The sequence below is a fragment of the Exiguobacterium sp. KKT215 genome (assembly GCF_055635335.1).
In genome coordinates, this window is sequence record NZ_CM145756.1 from 2,352,323 (window position 1) to 2,375,310 (window position 22,988).

Below are 22,988 nucleotides of genomic sequence, written 5' to 3' on the forward strand. Positions count from 1 at the left end.
CCCCTTTCCCGGATTACTCCGACTCTCCTTGTCGAACGTATTGTTCATAATACCAACCGCGTCGTTTCATCAGTTGGTCATGCGTGCCCCGTTCCGTCACACGACCGTCTTGTAACACAAGAATCTGGTCGGCGTGGGCGACCGCGGATAGGCGGTGCGCGACGATGAACGTCGTCTGTTCGGCCCGGCTCGTCCGGACCGAATCGATGATGCGCGCTTCCGTCTTGGCGTCGACCGCTGAAAGCGAATCATCGAGCAAAAGGATCTCTGGATCTTTCAAGAGGGCGCGGGCAATCGAGAGCCGTTGTTTCTGACCGCCCGAGAGCATAACCCCTTGCTCCCCGACGACCGTGTCGAGACCGTTTTCCAAATGTTCGATATCGGTATCGAACGCCGCGAGCCGGATGGCCGTCTCGAGATCTTGTGCCGACGCATCGTTTGAGCCGAACAAGATGTTGTCGCGGACCGTCTTCGAGAACAGCAAATGTTCTTGCGAGACGTAACCGCTCCAACCGCGTACCGTATCGAGTTTGATGTCTTGAATCGGGACACCGTTGACGAGTAACGAGTCATCAATCGGATACTCCCGAAGCAATTGACGCAACAGCGTCGTCTTGCCGGCCCCGGTCGGTCCGACGACCCCAATCGTCTCACCACGCGACACGTGCAAAACGATGTCTTCGAGCGAGGCGCGGGTCGATCCTGGATATTGGAACGACAATGATTTGAACGTGATTTTCTCCGGGACGCCGACTTCGACCGTGCCGGTCGAGACGACATCCGGTGTCTCGTTCATCGTCGCTTCGATTCGTTCGAGGCTAGCCGTTCCCCGTTGTACGACGTTAATCAGTTCCCCGAACGCGTACATTGGCCAAATGAGCATCCCGAGATAAATATTGAACGAGACGAGCTGTCCGAGCGTGATGTCATTCGTGAACACGAGGTACGTGCCGAACGACAACCCGATCAAATAGCTCAAGCCGACGAGCAGTTTAATGACCGGTTCGAACAAGACGTCGATTTTGGCGACGTGCATGTTTTTGGCCATGACGTCGTCGGTGATTGTATCGAACTTTTTCGTATCCGCGTCTTCTTGGACGAACGAGCGGACGACCCGAAGGCCTGAAATCGATTCGACGACTTGGTCGTTCATCACGCCAAACGCATCCTGCGCCGCTGTGAAGCGGGCATGGATTTGGCGGCCAAGCTTATTCATCGACCAGGCAAGGAGCGGCATCGGCAGGAGTGCCGCGAGCGTCAATTTCCAATCGATGAACACTCCCATGATGGTGAGAGCGATGAGTGTCATATTGAACGAGTCGACGAGTGTCATGACACCGAATCCAGCCGTCCGTTCCACCGCTTTTAAATCGTTCGTCGCGAGCGCCATCAAATCACCCGTGCGGTGCTGTTGATAAAAGCGCGGTGTCTGCCGGAGCAGATGTCCGAAGAATCGGGCCCGCAGTTTTTTCTCGAGCAGGAACGCCGTCCCGAAGAGGCGGGCAATCCATACATACGAAAGGACGTACGATAATACCATGATGCCGAGCAATGACCCGACAATCATAACAAGCCGTTCTGTCGTCAGGCTGCCTTCGCGAATCGCATCAATCGCCTGTCCGATGATCCACGGCGGGAGCATATCGACAACCCCGGTGATAATCAACAAGATGATGGCGACGATATACGTCCGCTTTTGTCTTTTAATAAACCAATCTAATTGTTTAATCAGTTTCATGACTGATTCCCCCTTTCGTCCTTTCCGCGCACGCAAAAAAGCGCACGTCACCTGATTGTGCAACCAATCGGATGAAGTACGCTTCTGAGTCTTCAGTCTTTTGCATGGTCAGGGAAAGGACACTACCCCTATCCAGCTGCCAAATTACGCAGTCAAATACGAGTAGCCATATGATGTTGTGTGTGTGCGTTGTAGTGTTGGGATGTACTTCATCATGCTGGCTCCTCTCTGTTCATAGTTTGAAAATCTACTAAAACCTTAGCAGACTGTTCAGAAAATTGTCAATATTATTGTCGTAAATAATTTGTAACTTTTTACAAGAAGAATGCAGCGAGCATCAAACCGACAAGACCGGTCGCTGTCACGTAATAAATCATTGGCATGAGCGTATAGCGGATAATCGTTCCTTCTTTTCCGAGGAGCCCTGCCACTGAGGCGACTGCGACGACGTTCAAGACGCAAATCATGTTACCGGCGTTCGCCCCCGCCATCTGCATCGACAAGGCAAGTGTCTCGTTGACTCCAACCGACTCGGCGACATTCGTCGTTAAACTCGAGAACATCATGTTTGAGAACGTAGCCGACCCGGAAACGAACGCCCCGAGCGCACCAATCCACGGTGCGACGAGCGGCCAGACGCCACCGAACGTGTCGGCCGCAGCCGTTGCGAGTTCGACCGGCATCGAAGCGAGACCTGCCCCACCGTTTTCCGAATGAATGAAAATCCGAACCATCGGTACTGAAGCAGCGAGCGTGATCGCCGTCCCGACGACACCGAGCGTCGTCGCTTTAAACACCGAGGTCACTTGCGACCAACTCATGTTATGGAGGAAGAACGTCGCAATCATCGTCAAGATGAACATGAAGCCTGGTGAATAGAACGGTTCCCACGATGTCGAGATGCCTTCGATACTCAAAATGTTCGGCAAATCGATGCGGACGCTACGCGTCAGTTCGTTCAAGAACGGCACGGTCCGCGTCAACACGAGGAAAATCGTTAAAATCAAGTAAGGGGCCCACGCTTTCCATTGCGGAAGCTCGCGTTTGCCTTTGCCGACAGACGGCTTCTCGAGCGGTTGATCGATTTCATCGGCATAACCGTCGAACGTCCATAACCGTTTCGGCATGAGGATGCCTTTGCGTGCCATCGTGACGAGAATGATGAGACCCGTCAGTGCACCAAGCATACCCCCGAACTCGAATCCGAGGATGAGCGTCCAGATATAGGCCGGGATGCTATAGACGAGCGCCGCGACGATCGCGATCGGGAATACTTCGAGCGCCGGCTTAATCGATTTTTCTTTACTGAAGAATCGCGTCAGCATCAAGATTAAAATGAATGGGATAAAAAGACCAACGAACATATCGATGAGTACCGTCTGCAAGACGACGGTTGTCAAAAACTCAATCGTCTCGGGTTGGTTGACGTCAAGTGACAGCCCGTTCCCAATCCCGATTAAGGCCGGTGTCCCGACCGCGCCGAACGTGACGGCCGATACGTCTGCCGACAAGGCGATGACAACGGCAGCGATTGGCGGGAAGCCGAGTGCGATTAACAGTGGTGCCGCAACCGTGGCCGGTGTACCGAAACCTGATGCGCCTTCGATGAATGAGACGAACAACCAACCGACGATGAGCACTTGAATCCGGGGATCGGGCGTAATGTTGATGAAGCCGGAACGGATGGCGTTCATGCCGCCGCCCTCTTTCATCGTATTCATCATTCCAATCGCACCGTAAACAATCCAGACTGTCGTGACGGCGATGACAAGTCCTTGTAGCGTCGCCGCCATGATTCGCGTCGCGTCGAGCTGCCAGACGAAGAACGCAAGTCCAGCCGTCAAGACGAGAGATAGTGGCATCGCAACCGACGCCGGTAAACGCATAATGACCAATAAGATGAGCACTGCCACAATCGGCATCAGTGCTGTAATCCATTCAAAAATCGTCAATGTAGACCCACCTTTTCAGTTTTTTCCCCTACCGTAAAAACATCTCCCATTATGACTCTTGTTCAGCGAGCCTCTCTAACGCCCTCTCGATCACCTCATACGGAAAACCTTTGCGACGAAGCTGCATCTTCATCCGTTGTTTCCGCTCATATGGAGCGTACCCGCTAAACTTTCGATTCAGTTTTTCAGCCTGTGTCAGACAAGCTGAAAGTTCAACGTCCTCATCCTCGTTCTCCCAAAACGTGAGAATCGCCTCTGAAATGATATCAAACGAAAATCCCCTTTGCATCAGGGTTTGTTGAATTCTTTGTTGCACTTCTGTGGCGGAACGGCGATTTGTTTCCATTTGTTTCCGATTTACGAACTTTCCGGCCTTTTCAAGCTGGTCTTCGTGCGAGATGGCGGCGATGACGTCTTCGATAAGATCCGGAGCGATTTGAAGCTGAGCGAGTTCTCGTTTGATTTTCACGGGTCCGCTCGGGCTCGTATTGAACTTTGTCTGGGTGTAAGCTTTGGCGAACTCGGCATCGTTCAAATAGCGCTGTTCAATCAAGCGTTCAATGACGCGTTTGATGGCTGACTCATCTATCTCTTTCTTCACGAGGTAGTCACGCACCTCTGAGACGGCACGCATTCGATACGATAAATAGTTGACGGCCGCTTTGTACGCTTTCTGTTCTTCTTCCGCTTGAAGGACGTCCCGGACGAAATCGTCCTCGAGTTCCATCCCTTTCGTCAATTCGTATTTGATGAAGACGTCGAGGTCGATGGCAAACGCGAATTCCTCACGTCCGTCTTTTTCGACAAAGACGTTCAATCGATCTTGATTTTTCTTCTGGGTCGTAAACTTGGCGATTTTCACAAAATCCCTCCATTTCCTGCTTCTAACATATCACGTTCCCCGTTCGGGCAGGATTTTTGATAAGTTAGAAGAAGGGGTATTATCTGTACAAGACATTCCTATAGTCCTCATACCCGTTTTGAAATCGCTTAAAGGATATTGGAGGGAGACCCATGAAAATAGCAATCACTGGTGGTACCGGATTGATTGGCCGACCGCTCGTACGCGCGCTCGCCGAAGCCGGACATCAAGTCGTCGTATTGACGCGCCACCCACGTCCGCGGCAAGGAGGGATCTCGTTCGTCGAATGGATGACGCCCGATAGTCATCCTGAATCCGAGCTTCAAGACGTCGATGCCATCGTCCATTTGGCAGGAGCCTCGATCAACGACGGACGTTGGACGCACAAACAAAAGCAAGCCATTCTTCAAAGTCGGATCGATGGGACGAAAGAAGTCGTCCGCATCATTAAAAATATGAAACGCAAGCCGAGCGTCGTCATCAGCGGGTCCGCCATCGGGATATACGGTGAAGATCGATCCATCACGTATTCGGAAGCGACACCGCTCCCCGACCGAACCAACTTTTTAGGCAACGTCTGCGTGTTGTGGGAGAAAGAGGCGCAACCCGTTCAAGACATGGGCATCCGTCTCGTCACGATGCGGACCGGTGTCGTCTTATCGAATGACGGCGGCGCCTTCCCACTCATGAAGTTGCCGTACACGCTTGGTGTCGGTGGACGACTCGGCTCCGGTAAGCAATGGGTGCCGTGGATTCATTTAGACGATCTCGTCCGTCTGTTCGTCCATATCCTCGAGACGAGTACAATCGAGGGACCCGTCAATGGCACGGCACCGACGCCTGTCACGATGGACGAATTCGGGAAGACGCTCGGCCGGGTGATGCATCGTCCCCACTGGGCACCCGCCCCAGCGCCGCTCCTCAAGCTCGCACTCGGAGAGAAAAGCGTCATCGTCCTCGAAGGAGCGAAAGTCGTTCCGACGAAAGCCCTCAATCACGGTTTCCGGTTCCGCTACGAAACGTTAGAACCTGCCCTGAAACAACTACTTCATTTGACTTGAAAGGAGCCAGCACGTGAGTAATTTGTTAATTCGTAACGCCCATATCTATCCGATCACCGCACCACATTTTTACGGGGACCTTCGCGTCAAAGACGGCAAAATCGTCGAGATGGCGGACTTGTTGGACCCGCTCGACGGAGAGACGGTCATCGAAGCCGAAGGCAACTTCTTGTTCCCCGGCTTCATCGATGCCCACACCCATCTCGGACTGTATGACGAAGGGACGGGTTCAGTCGGGAACGATGCGAACGAGACCGTCGAGGCGATGACCCCGCACGCACGGGCCATCGATGGCGTCTATCCGCTCGATGAGGGCTTCCGGGAAGCGCTCATGGCCGGGGTGACGGCCGTCCAAGTCATGCCTGGCAGTATGAACGTCATCGGCGGCGTGACGAGTGTCATCAAAACCCATGGCCGCTTCATCGAGGACATGGTGCTCCGCCGCTATGCCGGCCTGAAACTCGCGCTCGGCGAGAACCCGAAGCGCGTCCACAGCATGGGGAAATCCGGCGAGTTGACCCGGATGGGAATCATGGGCTTGTTGCGTGAAGCGTTCCGGACCGTTGATTCGACAAAGACGATCGGCACGTTCGGTAGCCAGATGATTCAACTGGCGCTCGATCGCAAGATGCCGATTCGTGTCCACAGCATGGGGAAATCCGGCGAGTTGACCCGGATGGGAATCATGGGCTTGTTGCGTGAAGCGTTCCGGACCGTTGATTCGACAAAGACGATCGGCACGTTCGGTAGCCAGATGATTCAACTGGCGCTCGATCGCAAGATGCCGATTCGTGTCCACGCCCACCGCGCCGACGATATTTTATCGGTTGTCCGCTTCGCACAAGAGTTTGACCTCGATTATCGGATCGAGCACTGTACGGAAGGACATCTCGTCGCCGAAAAGTTGCGCGAACTCGGTGTCAAACATGTCACTGTCGGACCAACGTTCACACGGAAGTCGAAAATCGAGCTCCAAAACAAGACGTGGGAGACGTACCGAATCTTACATGAGCACGATATGATCGTCTCCATCACGACGGATCATCCTTATACGCCGGTTCAATATTTGAATTTGTGCGCCGGTCTTGCTGCCCGCGAAGGGCTTCCCGTCGACGTCGCGCTCCGCGCCATCACGATTCATCCGGCTGAATCGCTCGGAGTAGACGACCGCATCGGCTCGCTCGAAATCGGCAAAGATGCCGATCTTGTCCTATGGAGCCACTTCCCGCTCGACTACATGTCGAAGCCGATTATGACCATCGTCGACGGTCACATCGTTTACTCGACGAGCCGCTCGAAAACGCATCACGAGATGTGAGTGACACCAGTCGTGAAAGCGCTCTTATTATTTTTTTGTGAAGTTGCATTTTATTTACTTGCTTTTTTAAAAAAACTATATAAAATAATCTTGTAACTTCATAAAAGGGAGCAGCCAAGGCAAGTTCGAACAACGAAGCCAGAAGTATGCTTTCGTTACAACTATTCTTCAGCGGTCTGAAATAGGAGGAGGAATGTAAAGGTGCTCAAATTTCGTGAGCTTACCGACTGCGCGGAGTTGTTCGAACTGATGCAACACCCAGATGTCTTTCCATATGTCCGTCAAAAGACGGTCCACTTTGACGAGTTTTTATTTAGCACGAAGCAAATCATCGAGCTAGAAGAGCAAGGAAACATCATCTCACGTACCATCACGAACGAGTTTGGTACCCCAATCGGGACAATCAGCTTGTTCGATGTGGAATCCGGCTATGGATTCCTCGGGACGTGGCTTGGCAAACCGTATCACGGCAAAGGTTACAATCAAGTCGCGAAAGAAGCGTTCTTCTCAGAACTTTTCTTCGAACTTGACATTGAAAGTGTATTTTTGAAAATCCGTCAATCGAATGAGCGTTCAATCGCGGCGGCGGAAAAACTGCCGTACGCTTTCTGCGCCAATGAGATTCGGTCTGAATTACTAACTGAAATCAATCAAGGTGATGTCGAATACGTGCTGTATGAAGTGTCGAAGTCGAGTTTCCAACTTTACTTGCACTCACTCCATGCGCCTGAATTTGACCATACGTACGAAGCCCAGCTCGAAGCATAAGCCAATTCTGACAAAGAATTGGCTTTTTTGTGGCGTTTTTGTGTGGATTTCATGAGGACAACTTTACGACAATGAATATTTCTGTTCTAATTCGGAGAGATAGGTATGATAGAAGTATGAGGGAATTATCACACGTCCCCGTTAACCGTTTTGTAAAGGAGAATGCCCAATGTCAGAACCAACGTTTCGCATCTTAGTGACCGATGATGAAGAGCAAATGCGGGATTTACTCGTTTCGAACTTAGAGAAGGAAGGATACGAGACCGTCACAGCAACGAACGGTCTCGAGGCAATCGACTTATTGAAAGAACAGTCGTTCCACCTCGTGCTGCTCGACGTGATGATGCCTGAACTCGACGGCCTCACGGCATGCATGCGCATCCGTGAGTTCTCGAACGTGCCGATCATTATGCTAACGGCCCGCTCAGAAGAACTCGATCGCATCCACGGCTTGAAGATTGGCGCGGACGACTATATCACGAAGCCGTTCAGCCCCCGCGAGTTGCTCGCTCGAATCGAAGCGACGCTTCGTCGGACGCATAATTTCTCGAAAGAACAAGAAGCGACGTTCGATACCGGAGTCTTGTCCATCGATATCGATGGCCGTGCGGTCAGCGTGAAAGGCAAAACGGTCAACTTGACCCGGAAAGAGTTCGATTTGCTCTACTTGTTCATCACGAACGAAGAGAAAGTGTTCTCGCGTGAACAATTGCTTGACCAAATTTGGGGGACCGAGTATCACGGCAACCTCCGAACGGTCGACACACATATCAAGACACTTCGTCTCAAGCTCGGCGAAGCGGGTGGCTACATCCAAACCGTCTGGGGGATCGGCTATAAGTTCGAGGCGACCGTATGAAGCAATACACGATCCGGAAGCGGATTTGGATCACCATCTGGACCGCAAGCCTTTTCTCCGCGTTCGTGTTCATCATCATGACGTTTTACTTGTATGACAAGTTTTATATTCAGACGCAAGAAGAACTGCTCATCAACCGCGGAGAGAAGCTCGTCACCATCTATAAGGCGGACGGCTTCTCTGACGCGTTTTCCGACAGTATGACGTACACGAACGAACTGACCGAGACGAAAGTGTTTCTCTCGTCCGTCCGGGAAGACAGTCTCGGATCGGGCAAGACGTTTTTACGGGAGCAGGACCTCGCCAAGTTGCAAGACGGCTATGCGATTTCTGTTACCCGCAAGCACCCGACCGAAGACGTCGACATCCTCATGTCCGCCTTCCCGCTCATCCGAGACGGCGAACTCGATAATGCGCTCATCCTGTATATGGAGCTGAGTAAAATCAGTGAACCGTTCCAACCGATTCGGCTCATGATCACGTTCTTGCTCATCTTGATGATCGTGAACTTACTCATTTTCGGCACTCAGATTATCGATACAATCATCCAACCGCTGATTCAAATGAAACGAGCGTCCCAAGTGTATGCCAAAGGTGATTTCTCGCACCGCATCCCCATCTATTACGATGATGAGATTGGTGAGCTTGCCGAGACACTGAACCGGATGGCCGAATCGCTCGGTCTCGTCGAAGAACAACGGAAAGAGTTCTTGGCGAACGTGAGCCACGAATTGCGGACGCCACTGTCGTATATTCGTGGTTATACCGAGATGCTCCAAGACCCGTCGCTCGATGAGAAAACGAAAAATCAATATTATGAAATTATCGAGAACGAGACCGAACGGTTGCAACGGCTCGTCAACGATTTGCTCGACTTGGCCCAACTCGAGCGTGATTCGTATCCGATGACGAAAGAACCAGTCGTCTATTCGCAAGTGCTCGAAGACGTTCTCTATCGCTTCGAGCCGATCGCGCGGGCGAAAGGCGTCACCATCGAGACGGACCTCGACTTCGACTTGATTATTCTCGGGGACCACGATCGACTCGAGCAAGTCGTCGGGAATTTGCTCGATAACGCGCTCCGCTATACGGAAGCCGGCAAATCGATTCATGTGAAGACGTATGCGACCGCGAACAATGCCGTCACCGAAATTCATGACGAAGGCCGGGGCATCCCGAAAGAAGACCTCGATCAGCTGACGAAACGATTCTATCGCGTCAATAAGTCACGGACACGCGAAGACGGCGGGACCGGACTCGGGCTCGCCATCGCCAAACATATTATGGAGCGCCACGGCGGCTCGATGCACTTCGCCTCAGAAGTCGGCAACGGGACGACCGTCACACTCACGCTCCCCCTTTTACCGGACGAAGATATTTAAAAAACAGACAGCCGCGATGGCTGTCTGTTTTTAGATGTCCTTCCCTTTATAGGCATCATCTGATTCATTCATGAGACGCTCCCGCTCAGCGTGCGTCTGCGGAAAGCCGTTCGCTTGCCACTCGGCCCGGTGATTCGAGTCAAGTTGAGTGAGACCCGCTTCCGCCTCGTCTTTATCTGAATCGACACTTTCCATGCGATCCATCTTGCTCCATGTATCCTCATCGTGGTCTTGCGTCAAGAGCGCTGCCACTTTCGGCGCGACGAGCGCAGCCCCGGCCACACCGAGTACGATTCCCATTAAGACTTTCTTATCCATCCGAATACCCCTCCTTAGTCACTATGTACCGATAATTCCACTGTTCCGCAAAATCGAAACCCGTTTCCTAAAGCGTTTACACAATTTAACAGAGTGGAATAACAATCAACACAAGGAGGCGATGAGGATGAAGAAATCACAGAACCCGTCAAAGCGACCGTTCGATAATCCGGATGCTGTCGATACCGACAAGGAGAGCATCTTCGACCAGGAGGGCATGGAGACCGTCGACCCGATTCCGGTGGAAGAGCTGAACCAAAAAGTGAAAGATGAAAAACAGAAACGACACTCGAAGGACGACTCGGCCAGCGAGAAAAAATATGACGGCAACAAATAAAGATGCGGACGAATTCGTCCGCATCTTTATTTCACGTTAAATCTTTTGGCGAGAAGCCGTATGGTAGCATCTCTTCTTTTGTCATCACTTTCGTCTCTCCGGCCATGTTCGCGAGAATCAACGTAAAGTCGTCACTCGCAAACTCGGCAATGACTTGACGGCAAGCACCGCACGGCGAGATTGGGCCCGCTGTGTCTCCAACGACAACGACCGTCTCGATTGCCTTGCTGCCTTCCGATACCGCTTTGAAGATGGCGGTCCGTTCTGCACACATCGACAACCCGTACGAAGCGTTTTCGACGTTGCAACCTAAAATTTCTTTGCCGGTCTCGTCAATGACGACGGCCCCGACATTGAATTTCGAATACGGTGTATAGGCACGCGACCGTGCATCAATTGCTTTATGGACAAGCTCGTTCACTTTTTCTTGTGGGATCATCTGATGTTCCTCCGCTTCTTAACGTTTATCAAAAGAAGTCTGACATCTGAACTATAGCGTGAAAACACTGTTTTTGCAAGCGTTTTCACAACCCCGTCAATACTTTTTCTTTTTCTTCTTCTCGAAGACGACGATTGACTCGACGTGCGCCGTCTGCGGGAACATATCGTACGGCTGGATATAGTTGATTTTATAGTCGGCTTTCATGAGTTGGTCCGCATCCCGTGCGAGTGTCTGTGGGTTACATGACACGTACACGATGCGTTTCGCTTTCGATGAGATCATTGCGTTGAGGAGCTGATGATCGACACCAGTGCGCGGCGGATCGACGACGATGACATCTGGAATCCAACCGTCCTTGACCCAGCGCGGAATCCAGTGCTCGGCCCGGCCTTCAACATAGGTTGCATGGCTGAACCCGTTCTCACGCATGTGCGCATTCGCATCTTCGACTGCTTCTGGGACGACTTCCATCCCGCGAATCTCTTTTGCATGTGGCGCGAGCCATAGCCCGATTGAACCGACACCAGCGTACGCATCGATGACCCGTTCTTGACCCGTTAGGCCAGCCGCCTCGACGACTTCCCGATACATGACTTCCGTCTGAGCCGGATTGAGTTGGAAGAACGCACGCGGTGACAAGTGGTAATGGACGTCGTCAAGCTGTTCGTCCATCTTGTCTTGCCCGGCGATATGAACCGTGCGGTACCCGAAGATGACGCCTGAACGGTTCGAGTTAATATTCAAGTGGAACGACACGACGTTCGGCAACGCCATGATGCGGTCACTCAGTTCGTCCAAACGCGGGACATCTTCATTCCCGACGACGAGTACGACTTGGACGTCATCCGTCTTATAGCCCGAGCGGACGATGACGGTACGGGCAAAACCGACGTCACGGCGCGCATCGTATACAGGGATGTCGAGTTCGTTCAAAATACGGACGATGGCGTTGTTGATGTTCGTCGTGTCGCGCTGCTGCACCATGCAGTGTTCGATTGGCACGAGCTCATTCGTGTTCGGCTTGTAGAGCCCTGACACGATTTCACCGCGGCGCGTCGAGAGCGGGAATTGTGACTTGTTGCGGTAATACCAAGGGTTGTCCATCCCTTTCGTACCACGGATATCCGATTTGTCGACGTTCAATTTCGTCTTTTGACGGAAGGCGTTGCGGACGATTTCTTCTTTATAGTCCATCTGCAGGCGCGGACTCATATGTTGAATCTGGCAACCGCCACACTCGTCATAAATCGGACATGGTGGCTTGACCCGGTCCGGTGAATCATTATCGCGCTTGATGACGCGTGCCTCGGCGTAGTTCCGCTCGACGCGCGTAATTTCGACTTTCGCCTTTTCTCCAGGTAATAAGTTCGGAATGAAGATGACCATGCGATCAATCGTCGCGATGCCCTCTCCGTTAATCCCTAGCCGCTCGGCTTGGGCGCTTGTGTATTCTCCTACGATCAGTTTCAATGTGTTTCATCCTTTCGAGATACTTGTTCTAAATCTTTGGCGTAACGTACGACTTTCGCACGTAAGGAATCAATATCAGCTAACAATCGATGCAAATCCTCTGGCGTCGTGAATTCGTCCAACGTATTGACTGATAAGCACAGTAATTCCGTTCTCGATTTTAACACGTTCATTTTTCCTGCCGTATCTGTTCGTGATTTACCCATCTCGTGATCGCTCCTTTGGTTCGTGACAAAGAGTTGTTATTATAGCATACTATTTCGTGTGACTTGATGAAAAGGTGGAATTGATATGCAAAACATCTCGACAACGTTTGATCCGTGGGAAGCATACCTCGATCAAACCGAGTTCGGTCGCCTCGTCCTTTCGAACGTAGAAGTGACGACGACCAAACTATGCAATATGCGCTGCGAGCATTGCGCGGTCGGCTATATGCTCGACCAGACAGAAGAACCCGAAGTCCCGCTCGACTTATTGATTTCGCGTTTGGATGAAATCGAGCATTTACGCGCATTTTCGATTACGGGCGGCGAACCGATGCTGTCGATGAAATCGGTGCGCAACTACGTCGTCCCACTCTTGCGTTACGCTAAGGAGCGCGGCGCCCGCACGCAAATCAACTCAAACTTGACGCTCCCGCTCTCTCGCTACCATCTTATTACCCCTTACCTCGACGTTTTGCACATTTCGCATAACTGGGGAACGGACGCCGACTTCTTAGAGGGCGGTTTCGCGATGATGGACCGAAAACCGAGCGCGGAGGCACGTTTGAAGATGCTTCAGACGATGAAAGACAACGCCCGTGCGCTTACGGCCGAGGGTGTGATCGTATCGGACGAGACGATGCTCAACAAACGGACGATTCCGCACTTGAAGGAAATCCATGAAGAGATTGTCGCACTCGGCTGTCAACGTCATGAAGTGCACCCAATGTACCCCGCCGATTTTGCCAGTGCGCTCGAGTCGGCGTCGCTCCCTGACACTCGCCAGGCGATTCACGACCTGCTCGATGTCCGGGACGAGAACGTTTGGATGCTGTTCGGAACGTTGCCGTTCTATGCTTGTTCCGAGTTACCGGAAGACCGCGCTTTATTGAAACGGCTCCACGAGGCGAAGAACGTGACCGTGCGAAACGACCCGGATGGCCGCTCACGCCTCAACACGAACATCTTCGACGGCCAAATCATCGTCACCGACTTCGGCGATGAGCTCGGCACGCTCGGGACGTTGTATGACACCTCGTTCCAAGACGCGTATGAGGCGTGGACGAACAGCAGTTTGAACGCCACACTGTCCTGCCACTGTCCGGCTGTCAAATGCCTCGGCCCGAACGCACTCGTCAAACAAGCGTACTATCCTGAAGTGAACTTCCGGGAACGTGTGGCCGAACCGTTTTAATTACTTCGATTCGGGAAATGTTCAGTATATAAACTGAATCGAGGTGTTTGAAGATGACAGCCATCTATGTATTTATGATCACCGTCATGGCCATCATCATTTTCGGTGGTGTGCTCAGCATCTTATTGACAGCCACATTCGTTTCAGACAAAGTAGACCGTGATGAAGTATTCAGTCAAGGCAGTTGGGACGATGAACTCTTACACTTGAACCATGTACCCCAACCGATTGACGAGCCAAAAAGCTGAGACTCTTCTCAGCTTTTTACTATGCAATCAATGATGAGGTGAACTATGCAACGCTTTCGATTTTCAATTTTATTACTTGTCGTCTTTATCTCCGGCTTGATTCAAGGTGCGCTCATCCCGCTCTTGTCGACACTCATCGAACGGGACGGCAACCCGGCCTGGTTGAACGGGTTGAACGCGACCATGCTCTATCTCGGGGTCATCGTCTCCGCCCCGCTACTCGAACGGTTCGTCCGCAAGTACGGATTTCGTCCGACCATCGTCCTTGGCATCATCTTGACGGCGCTCGCTACGTTCTTCTTGCCGCTCTGGCCGTCCCTGCTCATGTGGGCGCTCATGCGTTTCGTCATCGGCTTCGGTGACTCGGCGCTCCATTACGGATCCCAAGTGTGGGTCACGTCCGCGAGCGACAAGCGAAGCCTGGGACGAGCAATGGCGTATTACGGGATGGCGTTCAGCCTCGGTTTCGCGGTCGGTCCGCTTATCGCGCCGCTCGTCGACCTTCACTTTTGGCTGCCGTTCCTCGTCTTGATCGTCTTCTGTCTCGCATCCTTGTTCTTGATCTTCAAGGTCGACAATGAGTATCCTGAGGCCGAGAAAGTGAAGACCGACTCGAAAGGACGCATCCGACTCGTCCTCATCGGCGGCGGGTATACGCTCTTACCTGCTTTTACATACGGGTTCCTTGAAGCGAGCTTGAATGCCAACTTACCGATTTTCACAGTCCGCAACGATATCGGGCTCACGCAGACGAGCACGCTCATCACGACGTTCATCGTCGCCTCGATTGTCGTGCAATTACCACTCGGTCGGCTCGCCGATCACTTCGGGAAAAAGCGGATTCTTCAAATCGTCCTGACACTCGGCACGCTCGTTTTTGCGATCGCCAACCTGGCTGTCGACCATTACGTCTGGCTCCTCGTCTTGTTCGCGCTCGCAGGCGCCGGGCTCGGCTCGACATATTCGCTCGGACTGGCCCATATGACGGAAGTGTTGCCACGTTCGTTGTTACCGACCGGCAATATGCTCTATAGCATCTCGTTCAGCGTAGGTTCGATTAGCGGACCGATGATTGGCGCATTTTGGATCGCGTTACCAAAAGAAGTGTATTTCTTGATGTATACGCTCATTCTTGGGATTCTGGCCGTCAGTTTATTCACGGCGAAAGCCAAGCCGATTGACATCTAAAAGGGAGGGTCTCCGCCGAGACCCTCCCTGTTTCACGTTATTCTTTCAGCGGACCGAGCCTGACATCGTTTCGTTCGAACGCCCGCATGAACACCTCATCGAGCGCGAACGGTTCCGTCTCGAGCGAGGCCAACACATCGGACTTGAGCGTGACTTCAATGACTCGATCATTGATTTGCCATTTCGTCTGAATGTCTTCGCCATGCCTCATAGCACGCGCGTCCACTTGCTCATGATGTTCCTTCAACCCGCGACTTACGCACTTCATCACGTATTTGACATACTCGTCTCGCGGTTGGCGAGAGATGAGTATGTTTCGGACGATTGGATTTCTTGCCACGGTAGCACCCTCCTTTCTTTTCGATTCGCACGCAAGTCTTTACAACGAAGACCGATTTCAACTGAAAGAATTCAGAATTTTTAATATATTTTGCCATGGGAACAAGATTCCGTCAACCATGCCTCTCCCTCACTTTGTCATCGCACTCCCCGATTCGCTCGTCCTTGAAAATATGTGGAGAGATAAATCCCAGCGATGACGAACAACAACCCGACGAGCGCGTTCCATGGAATTGTCTCCCCGAGTAACACGCTCGATAGGACGACACCGAATAAGGGAACAAAGAACATATAGAGCGATACCCGGCTGACCGGATTATATTTCATCAGCGTATTCCATAATGTGAACCCGACCGCCGACAAGAGGGCGAGATACAACAAGAAGAAGAGGGTCGTCACGGTGTAAGGCAGGAACACATCCCCTGGCGCAAGCACGTAACCGACGATGAGTAGTCCGAGCGAGCCAATCACCATCGCCCAAGCCGTCATCGGAGCGACGTCATGCGAGCGCGAATAATCTTTGGCAATCAAATTCCCGAACGCGCCTGAGATCATCGCCATAATGAGCAGAATCTCTCCAATCCCAAACCCGACTTCCGCGCTTGCCGTCGGCCAGTTGGCGATGACGATTCCGGAGAATCCGAGCGTAAGGGCAATCCCTTTCAAGCGATTCAAGCGATCATCCTCATAACGAAAATGAGCGAGTGCCATCTGGAAAAATGACGTCGACCCCGCGATAATCGAGCCCTGCACCCCCGTCGAGATCGAAAGACCGATATAGAAGAACAAATATTGTAAGAACGTCAGAAATGCCCCTAAATGCGCATACGCCTTTAGCTTTTCAGCAGTTAAGCGAATCGGACGCTTGAAGACGAGTCGACTGATGACGAGTAAGAGCAGACCGGCCAATAAAAAGCGTTCCCCGGCAAAGAACAGCTGTTGCCCGTATTCGTTTTCCTGGATATCGAGCGCTTCGTAGCTCAGTTTGATGAACGGAAAAGCGCTCCCCCATAAGAACGTGTTGAATAGGGCTAAGAACGTGACCGTCCAAGGGCGTTGAAATACATTCGACATGACACAAAAACTCCTTAATCTTTTAGTTTGTGAGTGATTACGTTTGGTGCTAAAATAGACTTACACGATAATCATTATAAATAAGGGATTCACCTTTAATTCGCGTAAAACCTAATAATATCAACAATAGATAATGATAATCATCCTCATTCATTATCATTTAACTGATATATATTCTCAATTAGAAAGAGGTGCTCACATGAACACATCAACCGTCACACACGAAAAAAGCCACGTCTTCAAACGGGCCAGCTGGGTCGAACATATCGAGCTCATCATGGCGCTCATCAGTGGTGTATTGATTGTACTCGCATATATCGCGGAAAGACAAGACGGAGCTCCTGCGCTCTACGTCACTCTGTATTTGACCGCCTTTTTAATCGGCGGATATGCCAAAGCCAAGGAAGGCTTGACCGATACATGGGAGACGCGCTCCTTGAACGTCGAGCTACTCATGATTATCGCCGCCATCGGTGCTGCTTCAATCGGGTACTGGATGGAAGGCGCCATCCTAATCTTCATCTTCGCGTTATCAGGCGCCCTTGAGACGTATACGATGAATAAAAATGAGCGTGCCCTTGAATCGCTCATGGAACTCCAACCTGAGCAGGCGACCCGATTGAACAGCTCGGGCGGCCTCGAGGTCGTCCATATCGACGAACTGCGCGTCGGTGACCACATCTACGTAAGACCCGGCGAGCGCATCCCGGTCGACGGTCAGATTTTGAAAGGTAGCGCCTCGATTGAGGAAGCCGCCATCACCGGTGAATCGATTCCGGTCGACCGGAACGTCGGCGATGAGGTATATGGATCAAGCGTAAACTTGAACGGTGTCTTGACGCTCGAAGTGACAAAGCTCGCCACAGAGACATTGTTCCAAAAAATCATTCAAATGGTCCAACAGGCGCAAGAAGAAAAATCACCGTCCGCCCAGTTCATCGACCGGTACGAGGGACGCTACGTTCAAGTCGTGCTCGCTTCCGTCACGGCAATCATCTTGCTCGGCCCGGTATTGACGTCATGGTCGCTCGAGACGAGCATTTACCGCGGGATGATCCTTCTCGTTGTCGCTTCGCCGTGTGCACTCGTTGCCGCCATCACGCCGGCGGCACTCGCAGCCATTGCCTCGTCTGCTAAACACGGGATTTTATTCAAAGGCGGTGTCCATATCGAAAATATGGGACGTTTGAAAGCCGTCGCGTTCGATAAGACCGGTACGCTCACAATCGGTAAACCAGAAGTCCAAGCGGCGTTGATTCATCCCGATACGACACAAGAACACGTGTATCGCATTGTCAGCTTGATTGAAGAACATTCGATGCATCCGCTCGCCGAGGCGCTCGTTCAGTACACGGGCAGTTATACGGGGGCGATGGAACACTTTAAAGACGTGACCGGGTCTGGGATTGAAGCGACCATCGACGGTGTCGCTTACCGGGTCGGTAAACAGAAATTCGCCGATCGCAGCCACGACTTTTTCCGCGACGAAGTCGAACGTTTGAAAGCGGCCGGCCACACACTCGTATTCATCAGTGACGAAGAGAAGACAATTGGGGCGTTCGCGCTTCGAGACACGTTACGTCCCGAGGCCAAGCAAGCGATCGAGCGACTCAACCACCTCGGCATCGCCACCATCATGATCACGGGTGACAACGAGGCAACAGCACGCGCCATCGCCTCCGAGGCCGGCTTGACCCGCTATATTGCCGAATGTCTTCCGGAAGAGAAAGTCGAGCACATTAAACGATTGAAACAAGAGTATGGCAGCATCGGCATGATTGGTGACGGGATTAATGACGCCCCTGCCCTCGCGACGGCCGATGTCGGGATTGCGATGGGAGAAGGGACGGACGCCGCTCTCGAGACGGCCGACGTCGTCTTGATGAAGAACGACTTGAACCGCCTAAGCTCGGCCATCAAACAGTCGCGTAAGTTGAATCGGGTCGTCCTCCAAAACGTCGTGTTCGCATTAGGGGTCATCCTCGTCTTGATTGCGACGAACATCTTCGAATTGCTCGTCATGCCATTCGCCGTCGTCGGGCACGAAGGATCGACCATCCTCGTCATTTTGAACGGCCTACGCTTGCTCAGCACGTCATGGGACTGACAAAAATCGACACCGTCATTGAAAGCCGTTGGCGATTTCGCTATAATTGAAACAATGTGTCTAATTAGACCGGAACTGATTAGGAAGATTGGCTAAAGGTGGTACAGTGTATGAATACGATAGCAGTAATCGGCAAAGTGTTTGTCGATATTAAAGGAACCTCGTTCGCCCCGCTCCATAAAGATGCCAAGAACGTCGGTGACATCGCGTTCTCAAACGGCGGAACCGGCCGTAACGTCGCTCAAAATTTAGGTGTCCTCGGCAATGATGTCCGTTTCGTGTCGACCGTGACGAACGATCAAATCGGGATGGGTGTCCTCGAGGAACTCCGCGGTTTGAATGTGAACGTCGATCACGTCGATTTGCTCGATGACAACGGCATGGGCATGTGGCTGGCCGTCATGGATAACAACGGCGATCTTCAAACGTCGATCTCGAAGCAACCGGACGAGGCGATGATGGAAGAATGTATCCTTCGTCGCATCGATACGGTGTTCGCCGAAAGTCAGGCGGTCGCCATCGACCTCGACTTGTCGGTCAACGTGCTCAACGAGACGATTGAGCTATGCCGCGAGATGAAACTCCCGCTTTACGGCGTGTGTGGCCATCTGTCTGTCATCGAACGGAACCGCCATTTGCTTCAAGGCTTCACCGGCTTCATCTGTAGCCGTGAAGAAGCAGAGATTTTATCTGACATGTCGATCGTCACGGTGGACGATGCGTTACGTGTCGCCGAAGTGCTCGCCATGAAAGGTGCCCCGCTCACAATCGTCACGATGAGTGAACTCGGTGCGGTCTATGTCGACTTGCGTACGAACGAACAAGGCCACGTCCCGACGACGAAAGTGAAAGTCGCCGACTCGACCGGTGCCGGTGACTCGTTCTTCTCCGCTGTCATCTCCGAGTTGATGAAACGTCATCCGATTGAGGATGCGCTCCGACTCGGCATGCGCGTCGCCGGGAAAGTCATCGCCTCGCACGATAACGGCCTGACGCCTGATATGTATGCATCACTCGAACAACCAGCAGCAGATTAACCAAAACGCATCGGCCGCGAGTCGATGCGTTTTGTTCACGATTCGAAATCGAAAGGAACGATTCCATTGGTCAGAACGAAATTACGCAGTGCCATCATCCTCGTGAATGAACATGACGAAGTCGCGCTCATTCGCCGAGAAAAAGAGAACCTCTTGTATTATGTCTTCCCAGGTGGCGGAGTCGAATTCGGCCATACCGCCGAAGAGACGGCCGTCCGTGAGGCGTTCGAAGAGCTCGGCGTCCACGTCGAACTCGAAGGGGTCGCCGCTCACGTCGCTTTCAATGGCGAGTTGAACCCGTATTACTGGGCTCGCGTGACCGGTGGCGAATTCGGCACCGGCACAGGCGAAGAGTTTCAAGCCGAACAGACGAACGGTTCATACACACCGATGTGGGTGAAACGCAGCGCGCTCAGCCATTTGCCGGTACGACCGCCGTCACTCGCCGACTTGCTCGCGAACGAGGCCGAGCGCTTTTTCAATAAAACGCTGGCCGAAGACTGATTTTATGTGTAGCCTCCTGACATTTCGGGAAAGAAAGTTTCTAACGATAACGTTCAGGAGGCTCATACATGGATACTACAGAAGTGAAAGAAAAAAAGAATTGGTTCGCCTTCGGGAAGGAGCTGCTTCGTCGCTTCAAAGAACATGATGTTCAAGATTACGGCGCGACGCTCGCTTTTTTTTGGTTCTTATCGATTTTCCCGGGCATCATCTTCATTCTCGCGTTGCTGTCATTTTTCGACATTTCACAGGCGTCGTTCCAAGAACAGTTGAACAACTTGGCGCCTGGGGCGGCCGCGACTGATTTTTTGACCGGGATTTTTGACGCGATTGGCGAACCGCGCGGCGGACTCCTCTCAATCGGTGCGATTTTGGCGATTTGGTCGGCCGCTAAAGGGGTCGAACGCTTGATTAACATGGCGATTCACGCATACGGGGAAGACAACGAACGAAACTTCTTCGTCAGCAAAGGCATCGCGCTCGGCTTGACGCTCTTGCTCGGTGTCGGCGTACTGTTGCTCATTGTCTCGAACGTGTTCGGTTCACAAATCATCGACTTTTTGATGCGCTTCATCCCCATCTCAGGGGCTGACGTCATCTTGATTAACGTGTTCCGCTACGTGTTGACGACCGTCATCTTGATTTTGACGCTCTCGATTTTTTATAAGATTGCTCCTCAACAACACGTGTTTTGGAAGAGCACGATTCCAGGCGCGATCTTCGGCGTCATCGCCTGGCAGCTCGTCTCGCTCGGATTCAGCCTGTACGTCTCAAACTTCGGCAACTACGATTCGACATACGGTTCACTCGGGGGGATTATCGTCACGTTGCTCTGGTTACAATTGACCGGCATGATCATTTTGATCGGGTCAGAAATCAATGCTACTTGGCAACGTTTCTTCAAAACGCCGAGCGAACGTGAGTACGAGAAAAACTATAAGAAAAATAAAAAGTCCAAATCGAAAGATTCGGACGAGGACGAGTATAAAGACATTCCCGTCAACACATACGGGTAACCAAAGAAAGGCGGTCTCTGCAGGAGAGACCGCCTTTTACGTTATGCTTCGACGACATCGAGACGTCCTGTCGCCGGATCGATGACGAATCCGTGGACGTTCGTGCCCGGTGGCAAGAGCGGATGATTTTTGATGAGACTGACCGAGTTGACGACGTTCGCTTCGACCGAGTCAAACCCGTGTAGCCACTTCTCCAAATCCATACCCGACGATTTGAGCGTCTGGAGCGTTTGCGGTTCGATCCCGCGACGCTCCATTTCGCCGATGACCGCGTTTGGGTCGATGGCCGCCATCCCGCAATCATAGTGCCCGATGACGATGACTTCTTCCGCTCCGAGCGCATACAGCGCGACAAGAATGGAACGCATGACCGAACCGAACGGATGTGATAGGACAGCACCCGCATTTTTTATAATTTTAGCATCCCCGTTTTTCAAACCGAGAGCTTTCGGCAGTAACGCCGTCAGACGTGTATCCATACATGTTAAAATGACAATTTTCTTATCGGGGAACTTGTCCGAGACGAACTCTTCGTATTGTTTCTCCGAGACGAATTTTTCATTGAACGCTAACATTTCTTGAACGACTGACATATGGTTCCCTCCTTTTATTTACGCGATGAATCGCGCGACCATCAAACCGATGACCATCCAAGCACCGAACAACGTGTTCACTTTTGCGGTCATCGCCATCGCTGGCATCAATTGAGCCGGTTCCTGTTTGACCCAAAAGCGTTTCACCGCCCGAATCATAATCGGAATGGTCAAGAGTGACAACAGCACCCAAGGCGTCACGCCAAACCCGACGACAGCGACGATAATGCCAATCAACGCCGCGATAAAGAATCCAGCTAAGACGAGAACCGCACGTCGATGTCCGACGAGACAGGCAATCGTTTTGCGCCCGTTCACTTTATCGTTATCTAAGTCGCGAATATTGTTCGCGAGCAAGATGGCCCCGATTAAAAGCGCCATCGGGAACGACACGAGCAACAGCTCCGTCGTCACCGTTCTGATTTGGATGTATCCTGAAATCCCGATAATGACATAGCCCATGAACAGACCGGCGACGAGTTCACCGAACGGCGTATAGGCGATGGGAAGCGGACCTCCTGTATAGAGGAACCCGACGACCATCGACAACACACCGATCCAAATCAAGTGCCAGCTTGTCGAAGCGGCGATATAAAGACCGAGCACGGCCGCTACCCCGTACATCCCAAGGGCAATCCCGAGAACTTGGCCCGGTGTGAATCCATCGCGTACGATTGAACCGCCGATTCCGATTGACCCTTCATGGTCGAGCCCGCGCTTATAATCGTAATACTCATTGAATAAATTCGTCGCGATTTGAATCAAGACCGAGGCGATGAGCATCGCCAGGAACAGTCCCCATTTCAATTCGACTTGCCCGAGGACGATGAACGTCCCTAACAGCACCGGTATGAAGCTCGCCGTCAATGTGTGCGGACGAATCATGCGCCAATAGGCACCTTTCTCTCTCTTCTTCATGCACTTCCCTCCCTTCGTTAGTTTACGTCTCTTTAAAAAAATCTGTCAATGCCCGTCGC

Annotated in this window: 24 protein-coding genes; 13 read left to right on the top strand and 11 right to left on the bottom strand. The window is 52.0% G+C overall.

All coding sequences use genetic code 11. The features are described from left to right. Positions 1-13: 13 nt before the first annotated feature. The 3 genes from ACZ2GZ_RS12255 to recX all read right to left on the bottom strand — a co-directional run bounded on the left by ACZ2GZ_RS12255 (position 14) and on the right by recX (position 4,552). Complete coding sequence (locus ACZ2GZ_RS12255; RefSeq protein WP_214715450.1) at positions 14-1,738, bottom strand: ABC transporter ATP-binding protein; 1,725 nt, start codon at positions 1,736-1,738, stop codon at positions 14-16. 314 nt (positions 1,739-2,052) lie between these two features. Continuing rightward, a complete protein-coding gene (locus ACZ2GZ_RS12260) occupies positions 2,053-3,690 on the bottom strand; it encodes an L-lactate permease (RefSeq protein ID WP_082665790.1) in 1,638 nt (545 codons plus the stop codon). 49 nt (positions 3,691-3,739) lie between these two features. Then, positions 3,740-4,552: a recombination regulator RecX gene (recX, locus tag ACZ2GZ_RS12265; protein WP_021067760.1), complete on the bottom strand. Its 813-nt coding sequence runs from the start codon at positions 4,550-4,552 to the stop codon at positions 3,740-3,742. Positions 4,553-4,704: 152 nt separating this feature from the next. On the opposite strand from recX, the gene ACZ2GZ_RS12270 reads away from it, so the two are divergent. From ACZ2GZ_RS12270 to ACZ2GZ_RS12290, 5 genes are all read left to right on the top strand, one after another. Beyond that, complete coding sequence (locus ACZ2GZ_RS12270; RefSeq protein WP_214715452.1) at positions 4,705-5,613, top strand: TIGR01777 family oxidoreductase; 909 nt, start codon at positions 4,705-4,707, stop codon at positions 5,611-5,613. 13 nt (positions 5,614-5,626) lie between these two features. After that, on the top strand, positions 5,627-6,931 hold the full coding sequence (locus tag ACZ2GZ_RS12275) for an amidohydrolase (RefSeq protein ID WP_470295297.1): 1,305 nt from the start codon (positions 5,627-5,629) through the stop codon (positions 6,929-6,931). Between the two features lie 201 nt (positions 6,932-7,132). Further along, a complete protein-coding gene (locus ACZ2GZ_RS12280) occupies positions 7,133-7,699 on the top strand; it encodes a GNAT family N-acetyltransferase (RefSeq protein WP_021067763.1) in 567 nt (188 codons plus the stop codon). Positions 7,700-7,868: 169 nt separating this feature from the next. Then, a complete protein-coding gene (locus ACZ2GZ_RS12285) occupies positions 7,869-8,558 on the top strand; it encodes a response regulator transcription factor (RefSeq protein ID WP_021067764.1) in 690 nt (229 codons plus the stop codon). Then, positions 8,555-9,940, top strand: coding sequence for a sensor histidine kinase (locus ACZ2GZ_RS12290; RefSeq protein WP_214715458.1), 1,386 nt, complete (start codon positions 8,555-8,557; stop codon positions 9,938-9,940). Before ACZ2GZ_RS12285 ends, ACZ2GZ_RS12290 begins: the two co-directional genes overlap by 4 nt. A gap of 30 nt (positions 9,941-9,970) precedes the next feature. Here ACZ2GZ_RS12290 and ACZ2GZ_RS12295 read toward each other — a convergent pair whose 3' ends face one another. Continuing rightward, positions 9,971-10,258 (bottom strand): hypothetical protein, encoded by a 288-nt coding sequence (locus tag ACZ2GZ_RS12295; protein WP_021067766.1) that lies wholly within the window; start codon positions 10,256-10,258, stop codon positions 9,971-9,973. 121 nt (positions 10,259-10,379) lie between these two features. On the opposite strand from ACZ2GZ_RS12295, the gene ACZ2GZ_RS12300 reads away from it, so the two are divergent. Continuing rightward, entirely contained in the window at positions 10,380-10,595 is a 216-nt protein-coding gene (locus tag ACZ2GZ_RS12300) for a hypothetical protein (protein ID WP_031200364.1), read from the top strand. Positions 10,596-10,626: 31 nt separating this feature from the next. Here ACZ2GZ_RS12300 and ACZ2GZ_RS12305 read toward each other — a convergent pair whose 3' ends face one another. The 3 genes from ACZ2GZ_RS12305 to ACZ2GZ_RS12315 form a co-directional block, all read right to left on the bottom strand. Beyond that, positions 10,627-11,034, bottom strand: a complete 408-nt coding sequence (locus ACZ2GZ_RS12305; RefSeq protein WP_021067768.1) for a cytidine deaminase — start codon at positions 11,032-11,034, stop codon at positions 10,627-10,629. A 96-nt stretch (positions 11,035-11,130) separates the two neighbouring features. After that, on the bottom strand, positions 11,131-12,507 hold the full coding sequence (gene rlmD / locus ACZ2GZ_RS12310; protein WP_131472984.1) for a 23S rRNA (uracil(1939)-C(5))-methyltransferase RlmD: 1,377 nt from the start codon (positions 12,505-12,507) through the stop codon (positions 11,131-11,133). Next, positions 12,504-12,713, bottom strand: coding sequence for a hypothetical protein (locus tag ACZ2GZ_RS12315; RefSeq protein ID WP_016510454.1), 210 nt, complete (start codon positions 12,711-12,713; stop codon positions 12,504-12,506). The genes rlmD and ACZ2GZ_RS12315 overlap by 4 nt, the downstream gene beginning before the upstream one ends. An 85-nt stretch (positions 12,714-12,798) precedes the next feature. On the opposite strand from ACZ2GZ_RS12315, the gene yfkAB reads away from it, so the two are divergent. Genes yfkAB through ACZ2GZ_RS12330 form a run of 3 tightly spaced genes read left to right on the top strand, consistent with a single transcriptional unit; the run spans position 12,799 to position 15,341 of the window. Further along, a complete protein-coding gene (gene yfkAB, locus ACZ2GZ_RS12320; protein WP_214715460.1) occupies positions 12,799-13,905 on the top strand; it encodes a radical SAM/CxCxxxxC motif protein YfkAB in 1,107 nt (368 codons plus the stop codon). A 53-nt stretch (positions 13,906-13,958) separates the two neighbouring features. Next, positions 13,959-14,153 carry a hypothetical protein gene (locus ACZ2GZ_RS12325; RefSeq protein ID WP_470295298.1) on the top strand — a complete coding sequence of 65 codons (195 nt, stop codon included), beginning with the start codon at positions 13,959-13,961 and terminating at the stop codon, positions 14,151-14,153. 45 nt (positions 14,154-14,198) lie between these two features. After that, positions 14,199-15,341: an MFS transporter gene (locus tag ACZ2GZ_RS12330; protein ID WP_021067772.1), complete on the top strand. Its 1,143-nt coding sequence runs from the start codon at positions 14,199-14,201 to the stop codon at positions 15,339-15,341. A gap of 37 nt (positions 15,342-15,378) precedes the next feature. Here the strand turns inward: ACZ2GZ_RS12330 and ACZ2GZ_RS12335 are convergent, their stop codons facing one another. Continuing rightward, the gene (locus ACZ2GZ_RS12335) at positions 15,379-15,681 is read right to left on the bottom strand and encodes a hypothetical protein (protein WP_058765743.1); all 303 of its coding nucleotides are present in this window, start codon (positions 15,679-15,681) and stop codon (positions 15,379-15,381) included. Positions 15,682-15,818: 137 nt separating this feature from the next. After that, the gene (locus tag ACZ2GZ_RS12340; protein WP_214715462.1) at positions 15,819-16,754 is read right to left on the bottom strand and encodes a DMT family transporter; all 936 of its coding nucleotides are present in this window, start codon (positions 16,752-16,754) and stop codon (positions 15,819-15,821) included. A 199-nt stretch (positions 16,755-16,953) separates the two neighbouring features. Here ACZ2GZ_RS12340 and ACZ2GZ_RS12345 point away from each other — a divergent pair, with 199 nt between their 5' ends. The 4 genes from ACZ2GZ_RS12345 (at position 16,954) to ACZ2GZ_RS12360 (ending at position 21,418) form a co-directional block, all read left to right on the top strand. Continuing rightward, a complete protein-coding gene (locus ACZ2GZ_RS12345) occupies positions 16,954-18,861 on the top strand; it encodes a heavy metal translocating P-type ATPase (protein ID WP_214715464.1) in 1,908 nt (635 codons plus the stop codon). Positions 18,862-18,971: 110 nt separating this feature from the next. Continuing rightward, complete coding sequence (locus tag ACZ2GZ_RS12350; RefSeq protein WP_021067776.1) at positions 18,972-19,898, top strand: carbohydrate kinase family protein; 927 nt, start codon at positions 18,972-18,974, stop codon at positions 19,896-19,898. A 66-nt stretch (positions 19,899-19,964) separates the two neighbouring features. Continuing rightward, entirely contained in the window at positions 19,965-20,402 is a 438-nt protein-coding gene (locus ACZ2GZ_RS12355; RefSeq protein WP_035385765.1) for an NUDIX domain-containing protein, read from the top strand. Between the two features lie 68 nt (positions 20,403-20,470). Then, the gene (locus tag ACZ2GZ_RS12360; protein WP_021067778.1) at positions 20,471-21,418 is read left to right on the top strand and encodes a YihY/virulence factor BrkB family protein; all 948 of its coding nucleotides are present in this window, start codon (positions 20,471-20,473) and stop codon (positions 21,416-21,418) included. Between the two features lie 41 nt (positions 21,419-21,459). Here the strand turns inward: ACZ2GZ_RS12360 and ACZ2GZ_RS12365 are convergent, their stop codons facing one another. Further along, entirely contained in the window at positions 21,460-22,011 is a 552-nt protein-coding gene (locus tag ACZ2GZ_RS12365; RefSeq protein ID WP_021067779.1) for a beta-class carbonic anhydrase, read from the bottom strand. An 18-nt stretch (positions 22,012-22,029) separates the two neighbouring features. After that, positions 22,030-22,929 carry a 1,4-dihydroxy-2-naphthoate polyprenyltransferase gene (locus ACZ2GZ_RS12370; protein WP_214715466.1) on the bottom strand — a complete coding sequence of 300 codons (900 nt, stop codon included), beginning with the start codon at positions 22,927-22,929 and terminating at the stop codon, positions 22,030-22,032. Positions 22,930-22,988: the final 59 nt, after the last annotated feature.

Coding starts and splice junctions, on each gene's coding strand:
- ACZ2GZ_RS12255 (WP_214715450.1), bottom strand. CDS start 1,738: ATGAAACTGATTAAACAATTAGATTGGTTTATTAAAAGACAAAAGCGG.
- ACZ2GZ_RS12270 (WP_214715452.1), top strand. CDS start 4,705: ATGAAAATAGCAATCACTGGTGGTACCGGATTGATTGGCCGACCGCTC.
- ACZ2GZ_RS12285 (WP_021067764.1), top strand. CDS start 7,869: ATGTCAGAACCAACGTTTCGCATCTTAGTGACCGATGATGAAGAGCAA.
- ACZ2GZ_RS12290 (WP_214715458.1), top strand. CDS start 8,555: ATGAAGCAATACACGATCCGGAAGCGGATTTGGATCACCATCTGGACC.
- ACZ2GZ_RS12295 (WP_021067766.1), bottom strand. CDS start 10,258: ATGGATAAGAAAGTCTTAATGGGAATCGTACTCGGTGTGGCCGGGGCT.
- ACZ2GZ_RS12300 (WP_031200364.1), top strand. CDS start 10,380: ATGAGGATGAAGAAATCACAGAACCCGTCAAAGCGACCGTTCGATAAT.
- ACZ2GZ_RS12305 (WP_021067768.1), bottom strand. CDS start 11,034: ATGATCCCACAAGAAAAAGTGAACGAGCTTGTCCATAAAGCAATTGAT.
- ACZ2GZ_RS12315 (WP_016510454.1), bottom strand. CDS start 12,713: ATGGGTAAATCACGAACAGATACGGCAGGAAAAATGAACGTGTTAAAA.
- yfkAB (WP_214715460.1), top strand. CDS start 12,799: ATGCAAAACATCTCGACAACGTTTGATCCGTGGGAAGCATACCTCGAT.
- ACZ2GZ_RS12325 (WP_470295298.1), top strand. CDS start 13,959: ATGACAGCCATCTATGTATTTATGATCACCGTCATGGCCATCATCATT.
- ACZ2GZ_RS12330 (WP_021067772.1), top strand. CDS start 14,199: ATGCAACGCTTTCGATTTTCAATTTTATTACTTGTCGTCTTTATCTCC.
- ACZ2GZ_RS12340 (WP_214715462.1), bottom strand. CDS start 16,754: ATGTCGAATGTATTTCAACGCCCTTGGACGGTCACGTTCTTAGCCCTA.
- ACZ2GZ_RS12345 (WP_214715464.1), top strand. CDS start 16,954: ATGAACACATCAACCGTCACACACGAAAAAAGCCACGTCTTCAAACGG.
- ACZ2GZ_RS12350 (WP_021067776.1), top strand. CDS start 18,972: ATGAATACGATAGCAGTAATCGGCAAAGTGTTTGTCGATATTAAAGGA.
- ACZ2GZ_RS12360 (WP_021067778.1), top strand. CDS start 20,471: ATGGATACTACAGAAGTGAAAGAAAAAAAGAATTGGTTCGCCTTCGGG.
- ACZ2GZ_RS12365 (WP_021067779.1), bottom strand. CDS start 22,011: ATGTCAGTCGTTCAAGAAATGTTAGCGTTCAATGAAAAATTCGTCTCG.
- ACZ2GZ_RS12370 (WP_214715466.1), bottom strand. CDS start 22,929: ATGAAGAAGAGAGAGAAAGGTGCCTATTGGCGCATGATTCGTCCGCAC.